This is a genomic window from Anabaena sp. 4-3 (assembly GCF_001597745.1).
In the GTDB taxonomy this organism is placed as follows: domain Bacteria; phylum Cyanobacteriota; class Cyanobacteriia; order Cyanobacteriales; family Nostocaceae; genus Trichormus.
Window position 1 is genome coordinate 27,771 of record NZ_LUHJ01000014.1, and the last position, 11,992, is coordinate 39,762.

The 11,992-nt window shown below is 41.4% G+C and carries 10 protein-coding genes; 9 read left to right on the forward strand and 1 reads right to left on the reverse strand.

Translation table 11 applies throughout. The features are described 5' to 3' along the window. Positions 1–483 precede the first annotated feature (483 nt). The 5 genes from A3775_RS03525 to A3775_RS03545 all read left to right on the forward strand — a co-directional run bounded on the left by A3775_RS03525 (position 484) and on the right by A3775_RS03545 (position 7,390). Complete coding sequence (locus tag A3775_RS03525; RefSeq protein WP_066423875.1) at positions 484–3,891, forward strand: phycobilisome rod-core linker polypeptide; 3,408 nt, start codon at positions 484–486, stop codon at positions 3,889–3,891. A gap of 396 nt (positions 3,892–4,287) precedes the next feature. Further along, on the forward strand, positions 4,288–4,773 hold the full coding sequence (gene apcA / locus A3775_RS03530) for an allophycocyanin subunit alpha (RefSeq protein ID WP_066380685.1): 486 nt from the start codon (positions 4,288–4,290) through the stop codon (positions 4,771–4,773). Between the two features lie 68 nt (positions 4,774–4,841). Then, positions 4,842–5,327, forward strand: a complete 486-nt coding sequence (apcB, locus tag A3775_RS03535; RefSeq protein ID WP_015141457.1) for an allophycocyanin subunit beta — start codon at positions 4,842–4,844, stop codon at positions 5,325–5,327. Positions 5,328–5,563: 236 nt separating this feature from the next. Next, positions 5,564–5,770: a phycobilisome linker polypeptide gene (locus tag A3775_RS03540; protein ID WP_066380687.1), complete on the forward strand. Its 207-nt coding sequence runs from the start codon at positions 5,564–5,566 to the stop codon at positions 5,768–5,770. Between the two features lie 414 nt (positions 5,771–6,184). Further along, a complete protein-coding gene (locus A3775_RS03545) occupies positions 6,185–7,390 on the forward strand; it encodes a glycosyltransferase (protein WP_066423877.1) in 1,206 nt (401 codons plus the stop codon). On the opposite strand, the gene A3775_RS03550 is transcribed toward A3775_RS03545, so the two are convergent. Beyond that, positions 7,354–8,553 (reverse strand): glycosyltransferase family 4 protein, encoded by a 1,200-nt coding sequence (locus A3775_RS03550; RefSeq protein ID WP_066423879.1) that lies wholly within the window; start codon positions 8,551–8,553, stop codon positions 7,354–7,356. The genes A3775_RS03545 and A3775_RS03550 overlap by 37 nt on opposite strands. 141 nt (positions 8,554–8,694) lie before the next feature. On the opposite strand from A3775_RS03550, the gene A3775_RS03555 reads away from it, so the two are divergent. The 4 genes from A3775_RS03555 to A3775_RS03570 are packed head-to-tail and all read left to right on the forward strand — an operon-like array spanning position 8,695 to position 11,931. Beyond that, on the forward strand, positions 8,695–9,597 hold the full coding sequence (locus A3775_RS03555; protein WP_066423880.1) for a hypothetical protein: 903 nt from the start codon (positions 8,695–8,697) through the stop codon (positions 9,595–9,597). A gap of 1 nt (position 9,598) precedes the next feature. Then, the gene (locus A3775_RS03560) at positions 9,599–10,267 is read left to right on the forward strand and encodes a hypothetical protein (protein ID WP_066423882.1); all 669 of its coding nucleotides are present in this window, start codon (positions 9,599–9,601) and stop codon (positions 10,265–10,267) included. Positions 10,268–10,270: 3 nt separating this feature from the next. Further along, positions 10,271–10,882, forward strand: a complete 612-nt coding sequence (locus A3775_RS03565; protein WP_066380697.1) for an FHA domain-containing protein — start codon at positions 10,271–10,273, stop codon at positions 10,880–10,882. Positions 10,883–10,935: 53 nt separating this feature from the next. After that, the gene (locus tag A3775_RS03570) at positions 10,936–11,931 is read left to right on the forward strand and encodes a glycosyltransferase (RefSeq protein WP_066423884.1); all 996 of its coding nucleotides are present in this window, start codon (positions 10,936–10,938) and stop codon (positions 11,929–11,931) included. The last annotated feature ends 61 nt before the right edge of the window (positions 11,932–11,992 follow it).

The following is an 11,992-nucleotide window of genomic DNA, read 5'->3' on the forward strand; positions in this document are numbered from 1 at the left end:
TGGGATAAGCTCTCTAGCCTGTCTGGTGCGGGCAAGATGCCCACACCACAAGAACTATATTTTTGCATCATTTTAGTCTAGAATGCTGATATCATGTAGCATTTGCTACTCAAACCACCACTGAGAAGCACAAATTTAGCATTTAAAGTACCCAGTACGGATTTGCTGAGAAAATTTCACAAGGGAAAGCAAAATAAAATATTTGGGGCAGTTTGTAAAGAAAATTTACAAAAATTAAATTTTTTCTCAGCCGCCAAAGAGTGGGTACTTGTGGAAATAGACAGTTCAAGACCAAAAAATCTACATAGTTCTTAATAAATGAACAGTGCAAACGCAAAACGTTCTAATCTAAAAGCTGACTGGGTTAAATTTACTGGCAGTTTTGTAGGCAGTAATCGCGATACATAAAAACAACTATGTGTCAAGCCTCAAGCAACCCAGACTTAACACATAAATAATTATGATGGGAGTTTTAAAAATCCGATGAGTGTTAAGGCGAGTGGTGGAAGCTCAGTTGCGCGCCCGCAACTATATCAAACCCTAGCTGTAGCAACCATTTCTCAAGCGGAACAACAAGACCGCTTTTTGGGAAGTGGTGAGTTAAAGGAATTAGCAAGCTATTTTGCATCTGGTGCAAAACGTCTAGAAATTGCTCAAATCCTCACTGATAATTCTGAGATTATCGTATCCCGCGCTGCTAACCGGATTTTCGTGGGTGGTTCGCCAATGGCTTTCTTAGAAAAGCCCAAAGAACCCGAAATGGCAATGGCTGGTGCTGCTGTTGCTGCTGGCGGTGAGATGAGAGAAGGAATGAAACTCGGAACTGTCACCTACGTTGAAACTCGTGGTGGGTTCTTTGAAAATTTACGCTCCATTTTCAACACATCTGCTGGCGGCCCAACTCCTCCAGGCTTTAGACCAATTAACATTGCCCGTTACGGCCCTAGCAATATGTCCAAGAGCTTGCGGGATTTATCCTGGTTCTTGCGCTATGCTACTTATGCGATCGTCGCTGGCGACCCCAACATCATCGCAGTTAATACACGGGGCTTGCGGGAAATTATTGAAAATGCTTGCTCTGGTGAAGCAACTCTAGTAGCTTTACAAGAAATTAAAGCAGCATCCCTGTCTTATTTCCGTAAAGATGCTGAAGCCACAGACATTGTGACTCAGTACATGGATGTGTTGCTGACCGAGTTCAAAGCACCCACACCCTCTACCAAACTGCGTCAACGTCCTTCTGGCGACCAACAAGGTTTACAGCTACCACAAATTTATTTCAACTCGGCTGAAAGAAGACCTAAGTTTGTCATGAAGCCTGGGTTATCAGCTAGTGAAAAAATAGAGGTAGTGAAAGCAGCCTATCGGCAAATCTTTGAGCGCGATATTACCCGTGCTTACAGCTTGTCAATCTCTGACTTAGAATCCAAAGTGAAAAATGGCGACATCTCCATGAAGGAGTTTGTGCGTCGTTTGGCAAAATCTCCTCTTTACCAAAAACAGTTTTACCAACCTTTTATTAACAGCCGCGTGATTGAGTTAGCTTTCCGTCACATTTTGGGACGGGGGCCAAGTAGCCGCGAAGAAGTACAAAAATATTTCTCAATTGTGTCTAGCGGCGGTCTACCAGCTTTAGTAGATGCTTTGGTAGATTCTCAAGAATACAGCGACTACTTTGGGGAAGAAACTGTACCTTACCTGCGTGGTTTGGGTCAAGAAGCTCAAGAATGTCGTAACTGGGGGCCACAGCAAGACCTGTTTAATTACAGTGCGCCTTTCCGTAAAGTACCTCAGTTTATTACCACATTTGCGGCTTATGAACAACCACTACCAGATCAACACCCCTACGGTTCTGGTAATGACCCCTTAGAAATTCAGTTTGGGGCGATTTTCCCGAAAGAAACCCGCAACCCCAGCACCAGTCCTGCACCTTTTGGTAAGGACACCAGACGCATCTTGATTAACCAAGGCCCTGGTATTAATAACCAATTGAGCAACCCGAAAGCAAGAGGTGTAGCTCCTGGTACTCTAGGCCCGAAAGTGTTCAAGTTAGATCAAATTCCGGCTACCCTGAGCAGAAACACTGGTAAGGGAGCTAGCGTTAAATTCTCTGAAAGCTCTACCCAAGCGGTAATCAGAGCGACCTACTTACAAGTGTTTGGTCGTGACGTTTACGAAGGTCAACGGCTGAAAGTGCAGGAAATTAAGCTGGAAAACGGCGAAATTTCGGTACGGGAATTTGTTCGCGCTTTGGCTAAGTCGGATTTATTCCGCAAGCTGTACTGGACTCCGCTTTATGTCTGTAAAGCGATTGAGTACATTCATCGCCGCTTGTTGGGTCGTCCTACCTATGGTCGTCAAGAAAACAACAAGTATTTTGACATCGCTTCTAAGAAAGGCTTCTATGCTGTTGTTGATGCGATTCTTGACAGCGTAGAGTACAGCGAAGCTTTTGGTGAAGATACTGTTCCTTACGAACGCTATCTGACTCCTGCGGGTGTAGCAATGAGAAAATTGCGTGTTGGTAGCATCCGTGAAGATGTGGGTGCGAAAGTTGAAAAACAAGAAACACCACGCTTTGTTGAATTGGGTACTGTTGCAGAAACCCGCACCGCACCAGATGTAAACTTCCGCATTAACCAAGGTGTTACGAAGCAACGGGAACAAACGAAAGTCTTTAAGCTGGTAGCTAACACTGTTGATAAAGTTGCTGTAAAAACTTTGATCAGTGCGGCTTACCGTCAGATTTTCGAGCGTGATATTGCTCCTTACATCGTTAAGAACGAATTTACAACTTTAGAAAGCAAGTTAAGTAACGGCGAAATCACCGTTAAGGAATTCATTGAAGGTTTGGGTTACTCTAACCTCTACCTGAAGGAATTTTACACACCTTACCCCAACACTAAAGTAATTGAGTTGGGTACTAAGCACTTCTTAGGACGCGCACCGATTGATCAAGCTGAAATCCGCAAGTATAACCAAATTTTGGCTACTCAAGGTCTACGGGCGTTTATTGGTGCTTTGGTAAATAGCCAGGAGTACAGCCAGGTGTTTGGTGAGGATACTGTTCCTTATCGTCGCTTCCCAACTTTACCTGCGGCTAACTTCCCCAATACCGAGAAGCTATACAATCAACTGACCAAGCAAAACGATGATTTGGTTGTACCTAGCTTTAAGCCTGTGAAAGCGCGGATGGAGTCGGATAAGACACCGATTTTGGCGAAGGCGATCGCAGATTTAGCCGCCCAAGCCAGACAAATGGACAAGAGTAAACCCTTGTTCATTGAATTGGGTCGTTCCTTCAACGATGGCCGCGGACAGTCTGTAGAAGTGGGTGTTGGTACAACTCGCCGTAAACCGATTCGTATTTACCGCCTGACTGATGGTACAAACTCAACAGAAACACAGGTGGTAATTAACGCGATTTACCGTCAGGTAATGGATGTATTTAGCGGACAAGTTCCTGACTACCTCCGCCGTTCTGACTTAGACAGTAAATTGCGGAACGGTGAAATTTCCGTGCGTGAGTTTGTGCGGGAACTAGCTAGTTCAGAAATCTATCGCAAACGCTTCTACACACCTTATCCCAACACCAAGGTAATTGAATTCTTGTTCCGTCACCTGTTGGGACGTGCGCCAGCTACCCAAGGCGAAATCCGTCAATATAACAAGTTATTGGCTGATAACGGTTTACGGGCTGCTGTGGAAGCAATTGTTAACAGCGCAGAATACAGCCGCTACTATGGCGAGGATGTAGTTCCATATCCACGCTTCCCATCTCTACCCGCAGGTAACTACTTGGGTAGTGTGCAAGCTGCTGCTGATTTGGTGAAACAATCTTGGTCTAGCTTGTCACCTTCTACTCTCACTGGTAGAGCAGGCGATCGCTAAATTCCTTGAGTTCCGAGATAGGGGACTAGGAACTAGGGACTAGGGACTAGGGACTGGGAAACTTACCCAGTAACCCATCCCCAAGACCCAGTACCAAATCCCCAGTTTTGCCGTGACAACTGTGGGAATCACGGTTAAACTGAAACGAATGTTACAAAGTATTAAGAGCAGTCATAAATGCTCAACAGAATGCCGGAGAATATTTTGCGTAAGGTAGCTGAGTTTAAAGGCTTGTTTAGTTGTGTGAACTAACGCCTACTTGTATGCTGATGACAATAGCAGTTACTTCAGTGAACTGTTGTGTCAAAAACGCGAGAGAATAATCTCAGCAACCAATTTAAAGTCGCACCAGTTTAATCAAAACCTGGTTTTATTTCGTACTGGAGGAATCCATTAATGAGTATCGTCACGAAGTCCATCGTGAATGCTGATGCAGAAGCCCGCTACCTCAGCCCTGGCGAATTAGATCGGATCAAGAGCTTTGTTGCTGGTGGTCAACAACGCCTACGCATCGCTCAAGTTTTGACCGACAACCGCGAGCGCATCGTTAAGCAAGCTGGCGACCAACTGTTCCAAAAACGTCCTGACGTTGTTTCTCCTGGTGGAAACGCTTACGGTAAAGAAATGACCGCTACCTGCCTGCGTGACCTAGACTACTACCTCCGCCTGATCACCTACGGAATCGTTGCTGGTGACGTTACCCCCATCGAAGAAATCGGTATCGTTGGCGTTCGCGAAATGTACAAATCCCTCGGTACTCCCATCGATGCAGTAGCTGGTGGCGTTGCTGCTATGAAGAACGTTGCTGCTGGCATGCTGTCTGCTGAAGACGCATCTGAAGCTGGTGCTTACTTCGACTACGTTGTTGGTGCAATGCAGTAGGTCGAAGCTGTTTCCACGGCACGAACTGAAATCTATTGCAATAAGGTTGGACATAAGGAAATAACAACATGCAAGACGCTATTACCTCTGTAATTAACTCCTCTGACGTTCAAGGTAAGTACCTTGACACCGCAGCTTTAGAAAAACTCAAAGGCTACTTCGCTACAGGCGAACTGCGTGTACGTGCTGCTACCACCATCAGTGCTAACGCAGCTGCGATCGTTAAAGAAGCTGTAGCTAAATCCTTGTTGTACTCTGATATCACCCGTCCCGGTGGTAACATGTACACCACCCGCCGCTACGCTGCTTGTATCCGTGACTTGGATTACTACCTCCGTTACGCTACCTACGCTATGCTAGCTGGCGATCCTTCCATCCTGGATGAGCGCGTACTCAATGGTTTGAAAGAAACCTACAACTCCTTGGGTGTACCCATCGGTGCTACCGTTCAAGCTATCCAAGCAATGAAAGAAGTAACCGCTAGCTTGGTAGGCCCCGACGCTGGTAAAGAAATGGGTGTTTACTTCGACTACATCTCCTCTGGCTTGAGCTAAGAGCTAATTGCACTTAAGTTGTTAGGTGCGGCTTTATTAAGGTCTGGAAATCAACCGTGAGTGCTAGAACGTCTAGTGGCTTATCAAACTAAAATTTAGTTATGAGTGTTAGGTGTCTAGTATTGATGTTTGATTTCCAGACTGGGAGAGATTATTAAATATCTGGGTAAAATACATAACTCCCGTTTTTTTTTGAAATAAAAAAGTTTTTCCATTTATCATAGGAGATTCAACTAATGGCGCGGTTATTTAAAGTTACAGCTTGCGTTCCTAGCCAAACCCGCATTCGTACCCAACGCGAATTACAAAACACCTACTTTACTAAGCTGGTTCCCTACGAAAACTGGTTCCGCGAACAACAAAGAATTCAAAAAATGGGCGGCAAAATCGTTAAAGTGGAATTGGCAACTGGTAAGCAAGGGCTTAATGCTGGTTTGCTGTAATTGCTATGAGTTGAAAATTATTATAGAAAGCTATACAAAGAGGTCTGATTTAGACCTCTTTGTTTTTTTGTTATTAAACGCAGATAAACGCAGATGAACGCAGATGAATTTATGTTTTATTTTGCACTATTCTTATACCGTTTCTTGATGTAGCTTGCGTGGCGTAGCGTTGTAGAGACTTTGCATGCAACGTCTCTACATCATTGATTTGATGCAACTTCGTAGAGAATTGGTATTAATCAGAACAGGCGATGCACTGCCCACAACGTAAAACTACAGCTTTGAGAAATTTCCAGGCAATGCCCACCCTACAAAAATTATCATCAAGGAATAGGTGCAATCTGCTATGAATTTTGGTGCGTGACGGCGAATGTGGAAATTTTCCCATGAATCAAGTGAAATTTTGAAATTACGATGAAACGTCTTTTATTAATTACAGAAAGATTTGCGCCAGATTTGGGGGGAGTGGCTAGTAGTGCCACGCGACTGGTGAGAACATTATGTCAATTGGGTATAGAAACTGATGTTATTACTTGGAGTCGTTATTTACAACCGGGTGAGGTTTTACCGCCAGAGTCTTTAGATATTCAGCCTCGTGTTTATCGTGTGGGTTTATATCGCCATTGGGATATGACTATGCCCCATACTTTAAATTTTTTAGAGTGGCTGCATCAAACTTATAATTATGATGCTGTGTGGGGACATTATCTGTTTCCTAGTGGTTTTTTGGCGACTTGGTTCGCAAAACTTCAGGGAATAGCTAGCACTGTTAGTGCGCGTGGTAATGATGTTGACAGGGAAATGTTTCCGCCTGGAGATTTTGCCCGGTTACAATGGACGCTACAACACGCCAATGTGATTACAGCCGTTAGTGGTGATATGGCGCGGAAGATGCGGCTACTGTGTGGGCGTGATGATGTGTTAGTTTTAAAAAACACGGTTGATACAGAAATCTTTTCCCCTGAAAATCAAACTTCCCAGAAACTCACGCCTGTTTCTGCTAGCGAGGAGGAGTTGACAGGGGATAATCTGCGGGATAGTTTGGGAATTGCTTCTGAGGAAGTGGTGCTGGGGTTTTGTGGGGAATTGCGGGAAAAGAAAGGGCAGCAGTTTTTACTGAATGCTTTAACAAGAGTTCGCCAGCAACAACCAGCTTGTCTGTTAATTATTGGCGAAGTTAGGACTTCTCAAGAATCTTTGTTGCAATTGTATGCAACTCATCAGCCAGAAGATGCCCAGCGAGTTATTGTTACTGGGCATCTATCTAATTCTGAAAAAGTTGCTGCCCATCTGCGGTTGTGTGATGTTTATCTTCAGCCTTCTCTGTGGGAGGGTATGCCTAATGCACTATTAGAGGCGATGGCTTGTGGTTGTTGTTGTATTGCTAGTGATGCGGGTGGGATTCCTGAGATGATTTCTCACGGTGAAAACGGGTTTTTGTTGTCTCGTTCCCATCTACATAAGTTGGGTGAGGCTGTTTTGGAATGTTTGGCAATGCCGTTAGGGGAAAAAAGGAGAATTCAGGAAGCAGCACGCGATCGCATCTTAACTGCCCATTCTATCACTCAAGAACTACAACAACTTCAAACTGTCATCGACCGCTTAATCCCTAACTCTTGATAAGCAGCAACTAAAGCCTCACCAGCCCGTCGCCAAGTATAATACTCTTCAATTCGCTGACGGGCATTAATGGCTAATTGAGTTGCTAATTCCCTCTGATTTTGCAAGCGTAACACGGCATCTTTAATTGCTTTAGCTGAACCGGGTTTAACTAATAAAAAATCAACTCCATCTTCTCCTAACTCCCTCACCACCTGTAAATCACTAGCAATTACTGGTGTTCCTGTTGCCATACCTTCTAAAATCTTCAAAGGACAACAACCTTGAATTAAATTGCGATCGCTTGCTGTGAGAGGGGCTAAAATCACATCTGAGTTATGAATATATGTCACCAATTGTTTTTGTGAAATTGGTTCTAAAACAGTCAGATTTTCTGCCACTCCTAACTTTAACGCCAGTTGTTTTAAATTTTTAATCTGATACTCTCTGGCTTGCCCAATTACTGTTAAATTAGCCGGAAAATCTCGATTTATCAACCCTAAAGCTTCAATAGCTAATTTTACACCCTGCCAGGATGAAAGTGTACCAAAATATAACATTTGTAAAGGTACATTGACAATATTACGCTTACTTAATTCATAACTAAATACATCTAAATCCACACCATTAGGAATCACTCTAATTTTATCTGTGGGAATGTTTCTGATTTGGTGCAAATACTCAGCAGTTACTCCACTAGGCGTGACGATTAAATCTGCTGCTGTTAAACAAACTTGTTCTTGGGAATGTAATTTATGTAAAAGTTCTCTGTCATCCACAACCGCAGGATAACGATACTTTAACTCGATGGAAGGTAAACCATTGACTTCAAAAATTAACTTGTCACAATATTGCTTTTTGTTAAGGGCAATGACTAAGCCTTCGTAAATTGAGCGAATATGTATAGCATCAAATCGCTTTCCTTCCAACCATCCACGCAACAGACGACGAAAGTACAAAACTCGCTGAATTAAATTTTCACCCAAAGCTGGCAACATGGTTTGCATAACTTGTGGATGAATGTGGTGATAATTTATTAGTTCGGCTGTAGGAGAAACTGTTAATAAATGTATATCACCAAAAGCTGCTGCTAAAGCTTGAGAAAAAGCCTCAATATGGATAGCAGCACCCTTTGGTGCGGGTACGGTATCAAAGGAAATATACGCTATTTTTGATTGATTCATAAAAGTTTAATCTCGTTGACACTTAATTTTTTGTTTGGTATACTGGCGGCGTTTTATACCGTTTTGATGTCAAAAATATTGTTACAAAAATCAGCATTGTTGCAAAAAATTAAGCAATTGAGTTAATGGACTTAAGATAATATGCCCATTGAATTAGAGAAATTTCGCAAAGAATTAATTTATGAAGAGACTGCACCAATTACAGTGATTACCACTGATTTGGATGATTTGTCAGCCCTTGATAAACTGGCAGAGTTAAAACAACAGAAGTATGGTTCAACAGCACTTTACTATTTTTTAGGGTTATTAACCTTAAGTGTTCTGACTTTTATTGTATTTAGTTTTGGCATCGAAAAAGCATTTATTAATATAGCTGTTGTTGTATTAATTACGGGCTGCATTGGTTTGGGTATTGCTTGGATTTATTACTTGAACATGAGTAATAAATATAAGAAATTGAATCTTAGTAATTATCGATATGATTTAACTAAAAGTCTTTTGCAGATGCTAGCGAGAGATATGGATGAAACAGCTTCCATATATGTCAGGCTAAGTTTCAAGAAAACTGAGAGAGATGATAATAAAAACAATACAATACCACACCCTTACAAATTTGGATTTAAAATAGATATTTATGAAAATGAATGGTTAAAAATTAAAGGTAGTTTTTTAGATAAGACTCGATTTTTCTTAAATACTAATGAAGTTTGTAAAAAACAATATGGCTATAAGCGTAGCCGGAGTGGCAAGAGTAAATACAAGTCGAAAGTTAAATCTTATGGTTTAGAAGTAAATTTAAGTTTAACTTATCCTCAGCGTCGCTACGGTGCAGTTAAAGGTTTAAAAAATGATGTAATTAAAGCTATAAAGCTACCAGCAGCATCAACGCTGAGAAGAATAAAAGTTACAGATAAGGTAATATATCTTCTCGTCAGAATTCCGCCTGAGTTTGCTGAAAATAAAGAGAAAGTTTACCAAACAATTACATCAATGTTTTTGAGTGTTTATCAGGTACTTAATTTAGCTAAAATGCTATCTAAATAATATGACAAAACAACTTGTCAAATTTATCATTTGTTGCTTCTTGCTAACATCGATTTTTAGCTGTACTAACAATCAAGTTAATAATACGACATCTAGTAGCAATAACCAAGCAACAACAACTGTAGCTAGCGTTGCTGAAACTACAGAGAAAATTAAGTTTAAAACCGCAGGTGATACAGATTTATTTTCTCTGAAACAACAAGCTGATGGTTCAAAGTTAGTTGATGGCAATAATCAGGAAATTGCCAGAATTAAAGCTGATAAATCGGGAAAGATTAAAATTAAAAATGCTCAAGAAAAAGTTTTAGGCTATGTAGTTAGTGCGCCAGGTGCTTGGATATTAAAAAATCCCGAACAAAATCAAGATTTATTTACTTTCAAACGTCAGAGTGATAGTGACTATCAATTAGAAGATGCAAATAAAAAATTAGTCTATAGAATTCAAAGCAGTCAGAATAGTTTAGAAATTGCAACACCTGATAAAAAGTTAGTTTATCAAGTAAAAATTAAAGATGGGAAAATGTCTTTAAGAAATCCATCGGGAAGAACAATTTTCTCGACAAAATCAAGTATGTCTCCCATTGCGGTTGCTTGCTTTGGTTTAGATGCACTCACCCGCGAACAACAAGCAGCTTTAGCTTATGCTGTAAATTTAACAGGAGGTAAATAAATTGTGCAGATTCAGCTAAATTGGATAGATCCGAATACAGGCGATCGCAGACAACCATTATTACAGATACCCGTGGCAATTGGCAAAGAATTCGCAGCTATGCCACCAGAAATTAATCATCAACAAGTTTCTAGAATTGTCATTCAAGATGACTTAGTTGCAGCTTATCATGCTTTAATAACTTGGGAAAATCAAGAGTTAATTATTCTTGACCAAAATACAAGTAATGGCATTAAAATCAATGGTGTACAGTTAACCACTGCTAACTTGAAAGATGGCGATCGCATCCAAATTGGTAACTGTGAAATTATCATCAACTATACAGCGACGGCTTGGGTGTGCGATCGCATGGTAGGATTTTTGTTTAAACGTGCTTGTGGACGCACTGATACCACAGGTTGTCCTTACTGTCAACAGACTTACGAAGAAGACTACGCCTATTATTCTAACTATGGTGATTATCGCTATCAGTCTTGGAGTAGTGACTACTACTATAACCGCGATCGCTATAACTATGACCCTGAAACTGGTAATATAGACTTTACAGAAGCCGATGCTATCAGTTTAGAAACTGAAAGAGATAGCGATTTTGAACGCTACATGGGAGCAAGTTAATTTAAAATCCCAAAGCCAGACAATCTTTACTAATGACTAATAACTAATGACTTTTGACTAAAACTTGGTTAATTTACGCCCTTGGTGGCGGTTGGGGACATTTAAACCGGGCTTTATCTTTGGGGAGAATTGCAGTTAACCAAAGAAAAGTCGAAATTATTACAAATAGCCCTTATGCAAAGCACATCCATAATCAAGGGTGCTTATTACATAGCATTCCATATCATACAGGTTTTGCTGCAACTTGTCTACAAGTACAAGAAATTTTATTAAATACTGACTATGATTGCTTGATTGTTGACACCTTTCCGAGAGGATTGGGGGGTGAATTGGTGGATATTTTACCGCGACTGCATAGTATACCTCGGATTCTGATTCATCGAGATATTAATCCCCGCTATGTGATTGAGAAAGACTTGCGTTCATTTGTGGTAAAAAATTTTCAGGCGGTGATTGTACCGGGGGAAGGAAAAGATTTACCCTTGGGTGACTTACCGGGAGTGATACATACAGCACCGTGGTTAGTGCGGAATGCTGGGGAACTACTGGATAAAAAAACCGTGCGATCGCATATCCTCAGAGTTGATGATACTCAGAAAATTATCCTAGTGTGTGCAGCAGGACAAGCATCCGAGTTAGCGTTATTTAGTCAACTCACCCTGAAACTACATCAAACCTTTCCAGAATGTGCCGTGAGAATTTTAACACCCCATTCTCCCCAAGATGAGCTTAAAGATTTATGGGTATTTCATCATCCAGGGATAGAATGTTTAGCCGCAGCCGATGTAATTGTAGGTGGTGCAGGTTATAACACAGTTTACGAATGTGCAGCTGTGGGTGTACCGTTGGTAGCATTACCATTAGCGCGATTGTACGATCGCCAACACAAAAGAGTCAGCAGAAGTTATGCAGTCAAAAACATTCAGGAGGTGCTAACCACCGTCAACCAACTTCTACAAACCAGAGAACCAGCAAATAAACCAGCTATCCCAACTTATACTAATGGTGCGATCGCTGCCTTGCATCACATCATCAATTATGAGTTATAAATTACAAGTGTAATTTCTCATCTATCTAGCCTTTTCTATTCTTATCTGCGTTTACACCGTT